The sequence below is a fragment of the Zobellia laminariae genome (assembly GCF_030553095.1).
GTDB classification, from domain to species: Bacteria; Bacteroidota; Bacteroidia; order Flavobacteriales; family Flavobacteriaceae; genus Zobellia; species Zobellia laminariae.
The window spans coordinates 1198432-1216105 of sequence record NZ_CP130738.1; the positions used below are offsets into that span (position 1 = coordinate 1198432).

At 37.1% G+C, this 17674-nt stretch carries 20 protein-coding genes; 11 read left to right on the top strand and 9 right to left on the bottom strand.

Annotated features, from left to right (window positions below; genetic code table 11):
• The first annotated feature begins 131 nt into the window (after positions 1–131).
• A complete protein-coding gene (locus Q5W13_RS05815) occupies positions 132–1454 on the top strand; it encodes a hydroxymethylglutaryl-CoA reductase, degradative (RefSeq protein WP_304445673.1) in 1323 nt (440 codons plus the stop codon).
• Positions 1451–2365: a GYDIA family GHMP kinase gene (locus tag Q5W13_RS05820; protein ID WP_304445674.1), complete on the top strand. Its 915-nt coding sequence runs from the start codon at positions 1451–1453 to the stop codon at positions 2363–2365. Before Q5W13_RS05815 ends, Q5W13_RS05820 begins: the two co-directional genes overlap by 4 nt.
• A gap of 55 nt (positions 2366–2420) precedes the next feature.
• On the opposite strand, the gene Q5W13_RS24665 is transcribed toward Q5W13_RS05820, so the two are convergent.
• The 8 genes from Q5W13_RS24665 to Q5W13_RS05855 all read right to left on the bottom strand — a co-directional run bounded on the left by Q5W13_RS24665 (position 2421) and on the right by Q5W13_RS05855 (position 10335).
• Positions 2421–2846: a peptidyl-prolyl cis-trans isomerase gene (locus tag Q5W13_RS24665; protein WP_368662441.1), complete on the bottom strand. Its 426-nt coding sequence runs from the start codon at positions 2844–2846 to the stop codon at positions 2421–2423.
• A gap of 79 nt (positions 2847–2925) precedes the next feature.
• Entirely contained in the window at positions 2926–4536 is a 1611-nt protein-coding gene (locus Q5W13_RS05825) for a peptidylprolyl isomerase (RefSeq protein WP_368662442.1), read from the bottom strand.
• A 70-nt stretch (positions 4537–4606) separates the two neighbouring features.
• Entirely contained in the window at positions 4607–5896 is a 1290-nt protein-coding gene (locus tag Q5W13_RS05830; protein ID WP_162524580.1) for a hemolysin family protein, read from the bottom strand.
• A 2-nt stretch (positions 5897–5898) separates the two neighbouring features.
• Entirely contained in the window at positions 5899–6102 is a 204-nt protein-coding gene (locus Q5W13_RS05835; protein ID WP_155598069.1) for a hypothetical protein, read from the bottom strand.
• Positions 6095–6529 carry an LPS export ABC transporter periplasmic protein LptC gene (gene lptC / locus Q5W13_RS05840; RefSeq protein WP_368662443.1) on the bottom strand — a complete coding sequence of 145 codons (435 nt, stop codon included), beginning with the start codon at positions 6527–6529 and terminating at the stop codon, positions 6095–6097. Before lptC ends, Q5W13_RS05835 begins: the two co-directional genes overlap by 8 nt.
• Positions 6530–6706: 177 nt before the next feature.
• On the bottom strand, positions 6707–8080 hold the full coding sequence (locus Q5W13_RS05845; RefSeq protein WP_162857288.1) for a tetratricopeptide repeat protein: 1374 nt from the start codon (positions 8078–8080) through the stop codon (positions 6707–6709).
• Between the two features lie 240 nt (positions 8081–8320).
• The gene (gene bamG / locus Q5W13_RS05850; RefSeq protein WP_155598068.1) at positions 8321–9607 is read right to left on the bottom strand and encodes a BamG family beta-barrel-assembly machinery protein; all 1287 of its coding nucleotides are present in this window, start codon (positions 9605–9607) and stop codon (positions 8321–8323) included.
• Complete coding sequence (locus Q5W13_RS05855; RefSeq protein ID WP_155598067.1) at positions 9607–10335, bottom strand: type III pantothenate kinase; 729 nt, start codon at positions 10333–10335, stop codon at positions 9607–9609. Before Q5W13_RS05855 ends, bamG begins: the two co-directional genes overlap by 1 nt.
• Positions 10336–10573: 238 nt before the next feature.
• Between Q5W13_RS05855 and Q5W13_RS05860 the strand changes: the two genes are divergently transcribed.
• From Q5W13_RS05860 to Q5W13_RS05900, 9 genes are all read left to right on the top strand, one after another.
• Complete coding sequence (locus tag Q5W13_RS05860) at positions 10574–11548, top strand: phosphotransferase (RefSeq protein ID WP_304445675.1); 975 nt, start codon at positions 10574–10576, stop codon at positions 11546–11548.
• Positions 11545–11985 carry an ADP-ribosylglycohydrolase family protein gene (locus tag Q5W13_RS05865; protein ID WP_304445676.1) on the top strand — a complete coding sequence of 147 codons (441 nt, stop codon included), beginning with the start codon at positions 11545–11547 and terminating at the stop codon, positions 11983–11985. The genes Q5W13_RS05860 and Q5W13_RS05865 overlap by 4 nt, the downstream gene beginning before the upstream one ends.
• Positions 11986–11999: 14 nt before the next feature.
• A complete protein-coding gene (locus tag Q5W13_RS05870) occupies positions 12000–12848 on the top strand; it encodes an ADP-ribosylglycohydrolase family protein (protein WP_304445677.1) in 849 nt (282 codons plus the stop codon).
• Between the two features lie 67 nt (positions 12849–12915).
• The gene (locus Q5W13_RS05875; RefSeq protein WP_304445678.1) at positions 12916–13413 is read left to right on the top strand and encodes a rhodanese-like domain-containing protein; all 498 of its coding nucleotides are present in this window, start codon (positions 12916–12918) and stop codon (positions 13411–13413) included.
• Positions 13414–13478: 65 nt separating this feature from the next.
• The gene (locus tag Q5W13_RS05880) at positions 13479–14156 is read left to right on the top strand and encodes a TIGR04282 family arsenosugar biosynthesis glycosyltransferase (protein WP_368662444.1); all 678 of its coding nucleotides are present in this window, start codon (positions 13479–13481) and stop codon (positions 14154–14156) included.
• Positions 14153–14968, top strand: a complete 816-nt coding sequence (locus tag Q5W13_RS05885; protein WP_304445679.1) for a purine-nucleoside phosphorylase — start codon at positions 14153–14155, stop codon at positions 14966–14968. The genes Q5W13_RS05880 and Q5W13_RS05885 overlap by 4 nt, the downstream gene beginning before the upstream one ends.
• A 91-nt stretch (positions 14969–15059) precedes the next feature.
• Complete coding sequence (locus tag Q5W13_RS05890) at positions 15060–15239, top strand: hypothetical protein (protein ID WP_304445680.1); 180 nt, start codon at positions 15060–15062, stop codon at positions 15237–15239.
• 60 nt (positions 15240–15299) lie between these two features.
• Complete coding sequence (locus Q5W13_RS05895; RefSeq protein WP_304445681.1) at positions 15300–15830, top strand: DUF547 domain-containing protein; 531 nt, start codon at positions 15300–15302, stop codon at positions 15828–15830.
• Complete coding sequence (locus Q5W13_RS05900) at positions 15817–16521, top strand: TIGR04283 family arsenosugar biosynthesis glycosyltransferase (protein ID WP_304445682.1); 705 nt, start codon at positions 15817–15819, stop codon at positions 16519–16521. The genes Q5W13_RS05895 and Q5W13_RS05900 overlap by 14 nt, the downstream gene beginning before the upstream one ends.
• Here Q5W13_RS05900 and Q5W13_RS05905 read toward each other — a convergent pair.
• A complete protein-coding gene (locus Q5W13_RS05905; protein WP_304445683.1) occupies positions 16518–17591 on the bottom strand; it encodes an N-acetylmuramoyl-L-alanine amidase family protein in 1074 nt (357 codons plus the stop codon). The two genes, Q5W13_RS05900 and Q5W13_RS05905, sit on opposite strands and share 4 nt — an antisense overlap.
• Between the last annotated feature and the right edge of the window lie 83 nt (positions 17592–17674).

Consider the following 17674-nt stretch of genomic DNA (forward strand, 5'->3'; position numbering starts at 1 on the left):
TCGCCCAAGTTTAGTGATTATTTTACAAAGAAATAAACTTTAAATCATAAAAATCCCTTGTTTTATCGCACTTTATCTCAATCTTACGTATAAACGATTATCATTATCTTTACTGACTGAAACCAAATGCTATGACCAAGCCCATAGAGGGATTTTCAAAACTGACCAAAAATCAAAAAATAGATTGGCTAACAACTCACTACACAGCCAATCCAGAAGCAGCAAAAATACTATTAAAAAGGTACTGGAACGTGGACGATGATGTGCAGCAATTGCACGATGAGTTTATAGAAAACACCATAACCAATTACTATCTACCTCTTGGTATAGCCCCCAACTTCCTAATAAACGATAAGCTTTATGCCATACCCATGGCCATAGAAGAAAGTTCTGTAGTTGCTGCCGCAAGTAAAGCCGCTAAATTTTGGTTAGACAAAGGAGGATTTAAGACCGAGGTTCTGGGTACGGAAAAAATAGGACAAGTACATTTTATGTACAATGGCAATAAGGAGCACCTTACCTCATTCTTTGAACAAGTACGCTCCAAACTTCTTTCTGATGCCTCTTCCATTACCAAAAACATGGAGAAACGAGGTGGCGGAGTCAACAACATAGAACTTCGCGACAAAACTGATGCCCTCGACAATTATTACCAATTACATTGCACCTTTGAAACACTTGATGCCATGGGTGCCAACTTTATAAACTCATGTCTGGAACAGTTTGCCAAGACTTTAAAATCCGAGGCACAGTTATTTTCTCTTTTTACAGAAGACGAAAAGGCTATTGAAATTGTGATGAGCATTCTATCTAATTATGTTCCCAACTGTCTAGTTCGCGCCGAAGTAAGCTGCCCCGTAGCAGAATTGAAAAACGGAAACACAGAAACATCACAACAGTTTGCCGAAAAAATGGTGCAAGCAGTGAATATAGCCCAGGTTGAACCACATAGAGCCGTTACTCATAACAAAGGTATCATGAACGGCATAGATGCCGTTGTATTGGCCACAGGGAACGATTTTAGAGCCGTAGAAGCTGGAATACATGCGTATGCAGCCAAAGACGGGCAATACACCAGCTTAACGCACGCTTCTATAGAAAACGGTATTTTCAGATTTTGGATTGAGCTTCCCATGGCACTTGGTACCATAGGCGGACTCACAAGTCTCCATCCTCTTGTAAAACTGGCAATGGAATTATTAGGAAAACCATCAGCAAAAGAGTTAATGCAGATTGTTGCCGTTGCCGGATTGGCACAAAACTTTGCTGCTGTTCGTTCCTTGGTCACCACAGGTATTCAAGAAGGGCATATGAAAATGCACCTTTTGAACATTTTAAACCAATTGGGAGCTACGGACGAAGAAAAGAAAATCTTGACACATCATTTTAAAAAGCATCCTGCCACCCACAATGCGGTTGTAGAAGCTTTTGAAAAGCTCAGGAACAACAAATGACAAAAGAATTCTACAGCAACGGAAAACTACTTCTAACTGGCGAATATGCAATACTAGACGGCGCTACAGGTCTTGCCGTACCCACAAAATATGGTCAATCGCTTAAAATAACAACTAACCAAACCGGAAAATTGGATTGGAAAAGTCTGGATAACGAAGGAACAACTTGGTTTAAGACCACTCTAGACATCAACAATATACTAGAAGCACAAAAAGAAACCTCAGAAGAATCTGTAAATGGTGTGCTTTGCAACGTCCTAAGGGAAGCAAAAAAACTTAATCCTAAATTTTTATCTGGCACAGAAGGTTATAAAGTTGAGACCCAACTAGATTTTCCTCGAGATTGGGGACTGGGCTCTTCATCAACATTCATAAACAACATTGCCCAATGGGCGGAAGTAGATGCTTTCCAACTTTTATGGAATGCTTTTTCGGGAAGTGGTTATGACATTGCATGCGCTCAAAACGATAGTTCCATTCTTTATCAATTAAAAGATAAAATTCCAACGGTGACTCCAATAACCTTTAACCCTAAATACAAGGAATCTCTTTTCTTTATTCACCTTGATAAAAAACAAAATAGCCGAGAAGGTATTGCCCAATACCGGAAAATGGATTTTGATGTTCACAGACTCACGGAAAGTATTACAAGACTAACATTAGAGATATCAAAAAGCGAAGACTTAGCCACTTTTGAAACTTTAATGGATCGCCACGAAATACTTTTAGCCCAAATACTACAAACCAAGACCATTAAACAACAGCTTTTTCCTGACTACCCCGGAATAATAAAGAGTTTAGGTGCTTGGGGAGGAGATTTTGTTCTAGCTACAGGAAATAAACATACACCAGACTACTTTGCAAAAAAAGGCTACAATACGATCATACCTTATCTAGAAATGGTACTATAAAAAAGAGCCTTTCATATGAAAGGCTCTTTTTTTATATATCCTGCAAAGTTATTTCTTAGTAGAAAGAACCTCTTTTATCTTCAATTACAGAAGCTTCTTTTAATGCATCGTAAACTGCAGTATTAACTCTTGACTCACGTGAGCTTTTTACAGAGGTAGCATACATGCTATAGTTATCCAACTTTGGAGCTTCCGTCTTCTTGGTAACCGTTAACTTATAAACTCCTGTATTACCTTCAATAAGGTCAGAAGTAGCCCCTTCTTTCATTGCAAAGGCAGTACCTACAATAGCAGGCTCAGAACCAGCTCCTGGAATAGTTGGAGACTTAACGGTTAAAGCAGATGCCGTAGACGCACTTACATTGTTATCTTTTGCAAGATCTTCAATAGACTTTCCTTTATTAGCAGCGATGATCTGTGCTGCCTTACGTTCTTTTCTAAGCTTAGGAAGAACAAGTGCAGAAGCATCTTCAACAGACATAAGACCTTTTTGATACGTTTTTGTTAACTGAGCTACAGCGTAACCACCTGTTAAGTCAAAACGTTTGATATCACCAACCTTAACATCTTCTTGAAAAGCCCACTGGACAATATTTCTTTGTGCAGAAAGACCTTAGTAGGTTTTCATCGGTTGCTTTTATTTTGTTCACAGGGCGAACCAAATATTCATTTTCTTTTGCTAAATCTGAAAATGCCTTACTAGATTCAATAGACTCCATTTCAAACTTAGTAGCATCTGTAAACAACTTGTTCGTTGTTTCTTCAGACGGCTCAATCTCACGAGCCAAAGTAGCTATTTGAACCACATCTTCTTTATCGTCTATTTTTATGATGTGAAAACCAAAATCGGTTTCAACCATACCAACTGTTCCAACTTTATTAGCAAAAGCAAAGTCATTAAAAGCAGGTACCATTCTACCTTCTTGGAAATAACCTAAATCACCTCCATTTGGTGCAGAAGGACCATCTGAATTATCACGGGCCAATTCAACAAACTTGGCATCTTTCTTTTTAGCCTCTTTGAGCAAACGCTTAGCTTCAGCTTCAGCTTCTTCTTTAGTTCTTGTTACATCCGGATTTGCACGTTGCGCTCCAGTGTAAGCAATAAGAATGTGGCTAGCTTTTACAGAACCGTTAGGTTTTCTATCCATCATCTTAGAAACCTTGAAGAAATCTCCATCCCTGTATGGACCGAAAATTTCACCAACTTGCAACGTCATTAACGTATCTGCAAACTTAGCAGGCAATTGTTTTTTAGACTTGTAGATAGTATCAAACTTAATATCAGAATTACGATCCAAAAATGCCATCATGTTGGTGGCAGTTTTAAAACCAGCAATAGTATCGTTCTTATCAGTTTGAGCATTGTACTCTACTGTATTGTCCATCAATTTAGTGATAGCCTCTTTTACTGCAGACTCATCTGCAGCTGAAGCTTTCTCTTGGAAATAAACAAATTGAATATCTCTAGCAGGCTCTTGCTTGAAATCTTCTTTATGATTATTGATGTATGTTTGGATTTCACTTTTAGAAACTGCAATAGTACTATCTGCTATAGAAGTAAACGGAATACGAACATATTTAATGTCGATTTTATCATTTGCCAACTTATAGTCTAACTCACCTTCTTTTAAAGTTGCTCCAACACCAGCTTTTATTAAGTTGAAATATGTTTGCTGTTTAGCGCTCTGAATAATTGCTTGCTCATCTTGCAACCAAAGGTTGTACTGCTCAGGATTGTTCATCTTAAGTTCAGCCACAAAGTTTCTAAACTTGTTTTGATCAAAAACACCACTTTCATTCTGAAATTGTGGGCTCTGAGAATAAGATGGTATGGTACTTATATAATTCAAAATTTGATCTTGCTCTATATCAACACCTAAATCTGCAAACTGCTGTCCTAAAACCGCATTACGAACTTCTTGGTCGTATACCTGATTTACTGTTTGCATCGTAGATGCATTAGCCGATCTTCTTGAAGCTACGTCCACCTTTTGGCGAAACGCATCTATTGAAATCTCTTCACCATTAATTTCGGCTATACTAGAGCCTACTTTACCGTTAACATCTCCATTGGTAAATACGCCGGAAATAACAAATGCGAAAAGGGCCAAGCCTATGATAAGTATTAGAACGGTGGTCCGTTTTCGTATATTTTCTAAAATTGCCATTAATTAGGTTTTTGTTTAATCAGTGTGCGAAATTACCATTTTTCCTTCAATTTATAAAAGGATTGAAAAACTATTCTTTATCAATGATTTGCATTGACACTAAATCGATTTTAGTATTTGAGACTTCAATTATTTTAAACAGGAAATTTTCTACTTGTATTTCTGAATCTTGCTCAGGAATTTCACCTGTTCCATTCACAATCATTCCGCCAAGTGTCTCATACTCTTCACTTTTAGGAAGTTCCAACTTGTACGCCTCATTTAAATAATCGACTTCTAAACGCGCAGAAAATTTGTATGTATTATCCTCTAACTGTTCTTCTATTAAATCTGTAGTATCATGCTCATCTTCTATCTCACCAAAAAGTTCTTCTACAATATCCTCTACTGTCATGATACCAGACGTACCACCATACTCGTCTAAAACCACAGAAATACTCTTTCTCTTTTTGGTCAAAACGTTCAGGATATCCTGAATCAACATTGTTTCAGGTACAAACTCTACAGGTAAAAGAATACTCTTTATGGTTTTGGGCTTTTTAAAAAGCTCATAAGAATGTACATAGCCTATAATATTATCTATCGTGTCTTTATAAACTAGGATTTTTGAATATCCTGTTTCCGTAAATAATTTAGCTAAATTTTTAGGGCTCTCGTCAAGCTCTACTGCCATGATTTCTGTTCTTGGAACCATAACCTCACGGGCCTTTACTGCAGCAAACTCTAATGCGTTTTGAAAAATTTGAATTTCAGAATCAACATCATCCTCTTCTTCTACGGCTTCCATTTGTTCCGTAATGTAATCTCCTAATTCTATTTTACTAAACGCAAGTTGTACTTCGTCTCCTTCGGTCTTAAAAAAAGCTTTTAAAATTGCATCCGACACCCAAATAACAAAGTCCGAAATTACCGAGAAAAGAAGATAGAAAAGATATGCCGGTACCGCTAAAAACTTAAGCAAAACGTTAGAGTATATCTGAAAAAGCACTTTAGGAAGAAATTCTGCTGTAAAAAGTATAATAAGCGTAGATATAACAGTTTGCGTCACCAAACTGAAATCTCCCAAGACTAGATTTAGAAACTCGCTATTGGTAGGCACCATGCTCTGGAACCATTCCATGAGAAGATCACCCATAAAAAGTCCATATATTACCAAGGCAATATTATTCCCAATAAGCATTGTAGCAATGAACTTAGAGGGTTTTTTGGTTAGACGCGTTAACACCTTGGCCAAAAGACCTTCTTGTTTCTTCTCTATTTCTATATGTATTTTATTGGCGGAGATAAATGCAATCTCCATCCCTGAAAAAAAAGCTGAAAACAGCAGGGATAAAACAATAATTAAAATGGGCGTTTCCACAATTACTGTTGATTATCTTGTTTACGCTGTTCAAACTTCTTCCTATAGTTTCTTCTAAAAAAGAACATTCCTATTGAAACTGCCGCGAAGAAAATAAATAGATAGGCAGATTGTCTATCCGTATTCCAATCAGTAAAAATTCTATACAACGAAAAAAAGGCAACAGCCACGTATAAGTATTCGGTATATTTTAAAATTCTAGTCATTCGATTCTTCTTTAATAGTCATTAGACCATACGTTTTATGGGCATTGAAGAAACTTAAATCTCTATTGAAATCCATTCCTTCACCATCCATAATAGTTCCATCTTCAGGGTTTGTAAATTTAAACTTCTCTTGAGTAAAAATCCAGTTATCATCTTGATCCCAAAATAATTGCGGGGTCTCTAGTTTCTTTCCGTCGTGGCTTTCAATAACGACATTCCCTTGTAAATCTATCACATTTGTAGCAGAATAAATAATTCCATAATCTGCCTTAATGATACTCTTCTCTCCTGTTTCGTTAAAATAATGGACCAATAGCCCATCTGGAAAGGTACGGTAGGGAAACTCTAAATTATTATAATCTTCATTTAGAGGACTTGTCAACACCGCTATTACCCTTGTAGAAGTAGAGTCTTCACTCTCTAACATCTCCTGGCCTCAGTATATGTTGCCGTGAAATTTTCAGCAATCCCCATAGGGTATACTAAAGGTGCTTTTTCTTGCCCAGACCTTTTATAGTTATCTTGACACGAAAAAAAAAGTATTGCCATGGTGAAAACCATGGCAATACTTTTAAGACTATATCCGTAAGATGAAATCATCTTTCTATAAGTTCGGTACTTTTATGCTACCACCAACCCAACAACTAAAAGTTACTGTCTTACCAGCCATACCTGAGTTGAAAATATCTGTTTTAGACGGTGCTTTTGCAGCGTAACTAGCAGCAGATTGATTAGCAGCTCCCTTAACAGCAGGATCTACACGGCCAGCCTGACGAGCCATATCTGCAGCTTTCCAATAGATAGCTCTCTTTTCAAAAGGAGTACTACCACAATCGTTAGCACTTGTAGCGTAAAGGTTTGCTATTAATAAATAAGCTTTACCGTTTGCTTTGTTAGCGCTAATGGCCATTTGAGCATACTTTCTAGCTGTAGACTTACTACCTTTTCTTTTATTGATAACTGCTACTTTGTAAGCAATATCAGATTTTTTATATGAATCGGTTTCTAAACTCATTGCCTTGTCAAAATCTGCAAGAGCTCCTTTAGTATCTCCGTTTTTCATTTTTAAAGTACCACCATAAACGTAAGCACTTGCCGAAGGATCCAAAGCCAACTGAGCTTCAAACAACTTCTGGAACAAAGGATCATCAGTACATTCTTTGTTGAACATTCTTCCTACCGCTCTTTTTACCCAAGTAACATCTCCTTTTTTCTCTTCATAACTCTTCTCGTACAAAGGAATAAGGTTGCTACAATCTGCTAAAGCACCAAGCTTAGAATCTACACTACCTGCAATCTTACCGTAAGATTCAGAGTTTGTAGTTGCGATTTTTAAACTTCTTTTTTCTTTAGAAGTGATTGTACCTGTAGAATCTTTAGGAAGTAATTGTGTAATTACTCCTGTAAGTTTTTTATTCTCTTCCTCTATTTTATCATTTACGTTATCATAAACATCAAAAACCTCTTGTAAGTCTTTCTTACCTCCTTTATGCAAGTCTACTAAACTTGAGAAGTACAAGTATAATGCTTTTGGATTCTTAAAGTTTTTAGGATCTTTCTCAAAAGCAGAACCTAACATATCATACAACTCACTATCAGAAGCCATTTTGTTATCATACAAAAACAAAGCTTTGTCAATACCAACTACAGCAGGAGAGTATTTTTTTGGAAAATATTTTGCGCTGTTATCATACAAAGCCAACATATCTTTTATGTAGCCATCTTTATCAGCACCAGAAGACTTTTCAATTTTGTCTTCTAATATTTTTTCTCCATAGATAAAATTCGCCCGGTTAATATCTGGACAGTTATCATAGACCATTTTCCAAGGCGTATATGCGGCCTCATAATTTTTAACTTTTGCATGCTCAACATATATAGATAAGTTGGTCATACATTCTTGATTTTGAGCTTGGGCATGACTTACTCCCATAAACCCTAAAAGCATAATCGCCGTGAAGTAAAGTTTTGTTTTCATTTCTTAATTTTTACTTGTTTTTCAAATTACAAATTGCCAATCAAAATCGTGGTTAGTGTCCAGAGTCAATATGGCTCGTTATTATGTTCTAATTTTTGGTTGGGTAATGTACTAATTTTTTATCAAGAGCTCTAAGAGAAATATAGAAAATGCCTTTTCGAGATTTTTTTTGCGAATTTATTCAATAATCCTTTAATTTATCGCTTAAACCCTAATAAAACCTCAGGTATTTTTACAATCTTAGTTTATCTTTCTTTTTCTAAACCATTGATCACTTAATGACAATCCTAGGTTAACTTTAAAGTAACTCTCCTCTATTAAATCTGCGGCGGTAGTCCCTTTTTTTCCAACTTCAAAACCTAAGTTAAGATTTGAGAGATTGTTACCCAACGGTAGACCCAATCCAAAAGTTATGCCAAAATTGTTTATGTCTTTCTCATTAACATACATTCCGGTCTTCTCCAATCGCACCCCAGCCCTGTACGTCACTCTCTTAAAGTAACTTCCAAAAGAATTTCTCTCAGGAGTATAAAAACCACCTAACGCCAATGTACTAGCGTCTTTATAAACCAAATTATCTATTTCTAAAAAGTCGTTCGAGAAATCCGTAAGCTTTTGGAAACTATACTCTACCCCCACGAACCACTGCATATTTTTACCATAACCTACACCCAACGTAGTCGTTGTAGGTATAGTTATTCCCGTATCTTCTTTGCCTTGTGCCGCTAAATTTACTTCGTCTACAAAACGTTCTTGAGTAGGAGTTCCAATAAAAGAACCAATACGCTGTGTATTTCTTGCCGTAAGATTGGCTTGAGTATTTACCCGTACAGATGTAAATAAAGTGTGACTCTCATCAATTGCAGGAGAATAACTAAGTGCATAATTAAAATCTACACCGTTTATTCTAGAGACTCTCTCATCTTTAGAACCCAACAACACACCTTCGTTACTTTGCACTTTAAGCGTTTCAATTCTTCCAAAATTATAATTTGCCGTAACACCAAAGCTAAAATCTTTGGCAAACTCATATCCAACGGACATGTAAACCTTGTTTACACCACCGTCTCCAGAGTATTGGTTTATTTCTCTAGAACCTTCGGTTCCTACTAAACTTTCAAAATTATATCCTACAGAAGAATATGGCAGAATACCAAAACCTATCCCTAGACCTTTTTTGATGCTTAAACCTATAGAAAGATAATCTAAGTTGGTAACCGCAGTAGTTTGACTCTCTGTATAACTTTTTAAACTAGTTTGTTTATAAGACAGACCAGCAGTATACGTGGTTATACCAAAATCATCACGACCTTGAATTCCCAATCCACCGTAAGCAGCTGGATTTTTTAGGTTGACATGAATACTATCGGCATACATTCCTATCCCACCCATCATTTGGTTTTCCGCAGTAGAACCGCTTCTTAACTCTCCTAAACCAAAATATGAATATGGGGAAACTGAACCATCTTGAGCGTACATACCCGTTGCAAAAAGGCAAATTATGGCAAAAACTATTTTTCTGATCATTAGCGTTTGTTGTATTCCAACAGATAATTTAATCCTACTAGGAGAAATTTGGAGTCCGCAAATATGGTATTTTTTAACCGTTTAGACAAAAATAGCATGTCACCACCTGTTAAAATAACTGTTAAATCTGCAAAACGAGATTTGTATTGGTCTATTACACCATCTATTTCTTGACATATGCCGTTAACTACGCCACTATGAATACTGGTTTCGGTAGAGTTTCCTATATAATCTATTAATTCTTTTGGCTTTAGTAATGGTAATTTTGAAGTTTGTTCGTGCAAAGCCTTATAACGCATATGCAAACCGGGTGAAATAGCTCCACCCAAATACTCTCCATAATCGTTTACTACATCATAAGTAACGCAAGTACCCGCATCAATCACCAAACTATTGCCTTTAGGATTATGATAAAATGCAGCTGTTGCCAAAGCAATCCTATCAACTCCCAAAGATTGTGGAGTTGCATATGAGTTCTTAAAAGGAGTTTTGCTTGAGGGTGTTAATTCGTGAACTTCGCAGAAAACAGTCAACACTGACATCACTTTTCGGTCCAAATTTCCAACCGAAGCTATGATTCCGCGTTTTATTTTGGGATAATGGTCACAAATTTCTTTTATTTCTCGAGCTACGTTTTGCACGTCTGAATTCTGCCGGAATATGAGGGTATCTCCCTCAAACACCGCTAGTTTCACACAAGTATTACCAGCATCAATTACTAAGTTCATAGATACAAAGATCAAAAAATGTTACTTAAAAAACATCTTTTTTTCGATTTTTGTTTGCATATCATAAATTTGAAATTATATTTGCACCCCGCAAACGGGCATGGTGCCTTAGCTCAGTTGGTAGAGCAATGGACTGAAAATCCATGTGTCCTGGTTCGATTATGGAGGCACCACAAAAAATCCTTACTCACGTAAGGATTTTTTTGTTTTTGGACTTATATTGCATAAAACAACTGTTTTGACCGCAATAGACACCAACACCCCTCTAGAAGAACTTCAGAATTATCTACAATCTAAAGAATGGCTAAATACGTCAGAAAAAATAACTGCTGTAGAAAAACCGGGTGACGGAAACATGAACGTGGTACTCCGCGTTATTACGGACCAACGGACTTTTATCTTAAAACAATCGCGTCCCTATGTTCAGAAGTATCAGCAGATCAAAGCCCCATTGGACCGGATTGCAGTAGAAAAAAAATTCTACCAAGCGGTTAGGGACAATGCCGTTCATGCGCATGTTCCAAAAATCATAGGATTTGATGCTGCCGAAAATCTATTGTTGCTAGAAGATTTGGGACATTGTGAAGACATGACCTACATCTATAAAAAACAGTGTATATCAAATAGGCAGTTAGACCGACTTATTTTTATTCTTGGCCTTATTCATCGAAAAGAAGCTCCTAGCAGCTTTCCCGAGAACATGGAAATGCGCCAACTTAACCACCAACACGTTTTTGAACTTCCTTTTTTAGAAGACAACGGTTTTCAACTAGACGACATACAATATGGCCTTCAAGAACTTTCACTTCAATTTAAAAAGGATAAGAAGATAAAAAAAGTAATAAAGAAGGTTGGAAAAAAATACTTGTCACCCGGAAACACTTTGCTACATGGCGATTATTACCCAGGCAGCTGGATGACGGAAGCTGATAATCTTTACATCATAGACCCTGAATTTGGTTTTGTAGGCTTTCCTGAATTTGACTTGGGAGTTATGGCTGCGCACATAATTATTGCCACAGGGAAGAAAGGCTATTTAAAACGTATTCATACCGCTTACCAAGGTGATGCCGATTTAAAATTGATGTCCCAAGTGGCAGGTATTGAGATTATGAGACGACTAATTGGGCTTGCGCAATTACCTCTAGAAAAATCCTTGAAAGAAAAAAGCAAACTTTTAAAAAAAGCGCGCAAACTTATTTTGGCTTCATGAAACGGTTAATAGGCTTCTTTCTAATTCTCTTATCCATTGGTTGCAAAGAGAATACCCCCTCAATAAATATACCCACACCAAAGAAAACTACATATACCTCAGACACCTTAAGCCTTTCTGAAGAAGTTTATTATAACAAGGTTCTGGGCGCACTTGTAGGTTCTGCCATTGGCGATGCCATGGGCGCTTCTACAGAAATGTGGTCCCGAAAGGACATTCAACTTAAATACGGATATATTACAACATTGACCCCTGCCGTTCGTCAACAATCTCCTGAAGGCACTTGGGACCATAACCTAATTGCTGGGGCTACCACTGATGATACCCGCTGGAAATTTGCCATGGTAAAGTACCTATCCCAAAACAAGGAGACCTCAACGCCTCTAACTTTGCCAAGTTTATCACCGATTACTATGGGTCGCTCACAAAGACTATAAGTGATAACGGTTCCGTGCCCGACACCGATTTCTTAGACACTCAAATTGAGAAAATAGACTGGATCAAAGAATGGGCCCGTGTAAGTATGGCCTATCAAAAAGATTCTGATACTTACCTAAAAGCCATGAATCGCTTTTACGGCGGCGAAATGTCCTGTGCAGGGCAATTATACACGCCTATGCTAGGATTGGTCAGCAATACCCCTGAAAGTGCCTACAAACTTGCTTACGAGCACACTTTGTTCGACTTGGGATATGCTAAAGATATTTCGGCTTTGGTTTCAGCTATGACGCATATGGCGCTTCGCACCACAAACATGGATTCTATTATTAACACTGCAACTTTTGTAGACCCACTGGGATATCAAGATAGCAGGTTGGTCGGCCGCATTTCATATGACATGGCAGATGCTTCCGTAAAAAAAATACTCGCATTAAAGCAACTCGCCTTAACTGATACCTTAACGGCTCAAGACAGCATTATTTTTGAAGTTCCCAAAGAATTTCAAGGAAAACAAAAAGACTGGACCCGTCAAGAAATGGCTTATCAATTTTTAGAAGAGCATGAAAAAGCTATTCCCTTTCACTCTGGGGAAATCTGGCAAATTCTGATTACCGCACTGCAGTATGGCGAAGGCGATTTTGAACAAACCATGCAGTTTATAGTGAACTACGGTCGTGACAATGACACAGTTGCAGCGGTAGCAGGTATGATATTAGGCGCTAAAGACGGTTATTCCAATCTTCCCTTGGCACTGCGCACCCAAGCTTTGAAAGTAAACAAAGAAAACATGGGTATTGATCTTGAGGCACTAGCGCGCGAAATAGTTGAAAAAAAGTACATAGACTTTGAACTCCCTTAGCCTTTACTTAACAAAGCTCAGATCATTTTAATAGTATATTTGTTATTGTACTACAAGTTAAATTCTCATGAAAACCATATTAAGCACCCTTATATTTTTTTTGATAGCTTCTACTTCTTTTTCTCAAAACAAGATAGATAAGACCCTAAGAAAACTCAACAAAGAGTCAGTTGATTACATTCACGTTGAAACACTTGAAAAGACCGAAAGCCCTATTTTGCTGGATGCCCGTGAGAAAAAGGAATATGATGTTAGCCACTTAGAAAATGCTATTTGGGTAGGCTATGACACCTTTCAATTGGATTCTGTTCTACAAAAAGTTCAAAATAAAAACAGTGAAATAGTCGTTTACTGTTCTATAGGCGTACGTTCTGAAAATATTGGAGAAGAATTAGAAGAGGCTGGCTATACCAATGTCAAAAATCTATATGGAGGTATTTTTGAATGGAAGAACGAAGGGCTTCCGGTATATGATTCTATAGGAAACACGACCGAAAAGGTACACGCCTTTAATAAACATTGGGGAAAACTACTTACTAGCGGAGAGAAAGTTTACGACAAATAAAACGTCTAATACTTTTTACAGAATTTCCTTTTCAATAAATCATAAATCAATAAAATCACTATCATTTGAGTATCATATCTCCGCAAGAAAAACAGAAAGATGCCGCTACGGTAAACTATACTAATGTGGCATCTAAGAACCTACTGCTCATCTTTACACGAAATCCGCAATTAGGTAAATGTAAAACTAGGTTAGCAGCTACCGTTGGTAACGAAGTAGCTTTGGATATCTATAAATTTTTACTTGACCATACTGTAAACATCACAGAAAATCTAAATGCCGCTAAACAAGTTTGGTATTCAGAGGAGATTTGGAAAGATGACATTTGGAGTTCAAGCATATTTGACAAGAGACTTCAGCATGGCCCGGATTTAGGTGTTCGCATGGCAAAAGCTTTTCAAGACGGGTTTGCTTCAGGATTTGAACGAATTATTGTGATAGGTAGTGATATGTACGACCTAGACCAAAATGACCTACAAAACGCTTTTTCGGAATTAAAGAAAAACAATTTTGTTGTAGGACCCGCGGAAGACGGGGGCTATTACCTTTTAGGAATGAATAGTTTTAAATCAGAACTCTTTTCTAATAAAGATTGGGGTAATGACACTGTTCTAACCAACACATTAGAAGATTTAAAAAACGAAAAACATCATATTTTAGAGGAACGAAACGATGTGGATATCTACGAAGATATTAAAGACATTAAAGCTTTTGAGCCTTATTTAAAACATATTAAAGCATGATAAGAAAACAATTGAACGAATCCGTAGCCTACTTGCAAAGTAAAGGGTTTGATAATCCTGAAATTGGTATTGTACTTGGCACTGGCCTAGGCAAACTGGCCGATCAGATAGAAGACGCTATTGAAGCACACTACAACCATATTCCGTTCTTTCCGCTAGCAACCGTAGAATTTCACTCCGGAATGCTTATTTACGGGACTTTAGAAGGCAAAAAGACTGTAGTTATGCAAGGGCGTTTTCATCTATATGAAGGTTATGACTTTATGGATATTACCTACCCTATTCGCGTAATGCATGAATTAGGCATTAAAAAATTATTTATTTCGAACGCTGCCGGCGCCATTAATTTAGATTACAAGGAAAGTGATTTAATGCTAATTGAAGACCACATTAACCTTCAGGGCGGATCCCCGTTAGCATTTAAAGGTGTTGGCCAATTTGGCTCACGTTTCACGGATATGTCAGAACCCTACGATGTACCCATGCGCAAAGCTTTGACAAACATTGCCGAAAAAGAAAATATAACCTTACACAAAGGAGTATACGCCTCTGTTGTGGGTCCGCAACTAGAAACTAAGGCAGAATACCGCATGCTTAAAATAATTGGCGCAGATGCAGTTGGAATGAGCACAGTGCCAGAAGTTATTGTAGCAAACCACCTGAATCTGCCAATTATAGCCGTTTCGGTTATTACAGATGAATGTAATCCAGACAATTTAAAACCAGCTGACATACAACAAATTCTTAAAACCGCAGAAGCAGCAGAACCAAAAATGGTAAAGCTATTTAGAGAATTAATAAAGACGCTATAGGGCAAATAATTTAGGTCTCAAGCAAAATTGCTAGAACCTTCAATGTAAGTTTTTGCAGGTAAGCACTACTTATCATTAGAAATTACACGCTATGCAATTTAAACTAATGGCTCAAATGACAGTTCTATCTATTTTTTCTTTAGCTGGCCTTTTTTCTTTTTTTGGAGGAAAAGAAATGCCGCAACATGAATTCTCAGGCACTTCCCAAAGCGAGGTTTTAGACCACACTGCTCAACTCCCTTTTAAAAAAATACGTAGACAATACGGGTAATGTAGATTATAAAGGTTTCAATAATGACCATAAGCAGCACTTACCTCATATTTAGAGTATTTGGGAAACACAAGTCCGTCAGATATATGGTCTAAAGAAGAAGCTCTAGCCTATTATATTAATCTTTACAATGCTGCAACGGTACAGTTAATTTTAAACAACTACCCTACTAAAAGCATTAAAGACATTAAAGACCCCTGGGGCAAAGAATGGGTGAGAATTGGTAGCGAAACATTTTCTTTAGGAGATATAGAGCACAAAATTCTTCGTAAAATGAATGAGCCTCGCATTCATTTTGCCATAAACTGCGCATCTTTCTCCTGTCCGAAGCTATTGAACGAAGCCTATACTTCCGAAAAAATTGAAGACCAATTGCAACAAGCCTCGGAAGACTTTGTAAACGACCCTACCCGAAATATTATTTCCAAAGAAAAATTACAGCTTTCCAACATTTTTAAATGGTATAAGAAAGATTTCACGGAAAACGGCAGCCTTATAGACTATATCAAAACCTACAGCCAAAAGGACATAGACCCGAAGGCCGACATTAAATATGTTACATACGACTGGAGTTTGAATGAAAAAAAATAGACTCCAAATAAGTATTGTTATTCCGGTATTGAATGAGGCGAAAGGTATTGCCCAAACAATCAATTATCTAACCGCGAACAGCTCCCCAGAAAACATCAAAGAAATATTGATTGTAGACGGTGGAAGTGCAGATAACACTGCGGCTATAGCAGAACATCATGGCGCAAGAGTTATACATTCTGCAAAAGGCAGGGCAAAACAACTGAATTATGGAGCCAAAAATGCGAAGGGAGCTATTCTTTATTTTTTACATGCAGATACCTTGCCTCCTCATAATTTTGACCAATCTGTGATAGACGCTATAGAAGACGGTTTTGAAACTGGTTGTTTTCAAATGAAATTTGACAGTAACAGTATCTTCCTAAGCTTTTTTGCTTGGTTTACGCGGGTAAATCATCAAATATGTAGAGGAGGCGATCAATCTTTGTTCATTACAAAAGAACTCTTTAATAGCTCAGGTGGTTTTAATGAAGCTTATGTGGTCTATGAAGACAATGAATTTATTGGTAGATTATATAAAAGTACGTTCTTTAAAATCTTACCGCGCCACGTAAAGACATCAGCAAGAAGGTATCAAGAAAGAGGTATGGTAAAACTGCAATATCACTTTGGAATAATGCATTTAAAAAATTACTTAGGTGCTGGTCCAGACCAACTGTACGATTATTACAAGCGGAAGATTTCAGTTTAACGAATAGGCCCTATTTCTCCTAATTTATGGTCCAGCAGTACCCCTTCGCTAATCCATTTTGCTAAAGCTTGTCGGTTTTCTGGCTCAAGAATACGCCTTTGATCTTTCTTATTTTTAATATTCCCCACTTCAATAAAAGTCATTGCTGGGTGTGTCTTTTTTACAAGATACAAAGAAGTCCTATCTTCAAAAGTTCCTGAATATGTCCGGTTAGGTTGGTACTTTTTGTATTTCTTTTGGAAGGTTTTATGTATGCTTTCGGCCAGTTTCTTACCGTTTCTACTCTTCTCATGATGATAGAAAAACACATCTATATTCTGCCCCACACTACGGCTGTCTATATGAGTAACAATTAGGCGTTGGAACTTACCTCTATTTTTCTTGTATAAACTATTTACAATATCTACACGTTGCCTTAAACGTGCTACCTGATTTAAAGGAATGGTTTTATTAGGATAGGCAACCTCGTCATGATCAATCTCCAAGATACGCTCATCCCTAATTCCGTCATTCTCATCTCTAATTATAATGTACACTTCTGCTCCATGAGCTAATAGCTCTCTGGCCAGACGTAATGTAATATCATAAGCATACTCGTCTTCCGCAATAGATTTACCTCCATATGTAGCCATGGCACCAGGATCTGGACCACCATGTCCGGAAACCAAATAATAGACCGCTCCTTTCAATAATTTACTCTTTGGAAGGACTGTTTCATAATCTTTACCAAAAATAGGATAGACCTTCCCTTCTATTTTTTTAATTTCTTTGGTTTTACTTTGGATAGAGTCCACAATAGCTACCGTATCAAGGTCTGCAGATGGAATGCGGTAAGTTCTACCTGCATACAGGTGAATGCTATCTCGTAGATTTTCAATATTCAATGAAATAAAATCATCATAATGATCATAAGGATTTACACCTTGTTTTCTCAATAAAGAAAGTATACCATCACCTTTTTGGGCAACAACAGTCTTTATCGTATCCTGCGAAAAGGACAATACAGTGAAACCCATAAAAAAAACTAAAAGGCCTAGCACCTTAAAACGATAAGAAAAACTATAATTCATTAATCAACTTTATCAAAAACCATCATACATCTACTCCTACGGTAAACCGCCTAATTCCAGAAAATCAAAAACAATGCCTAAAA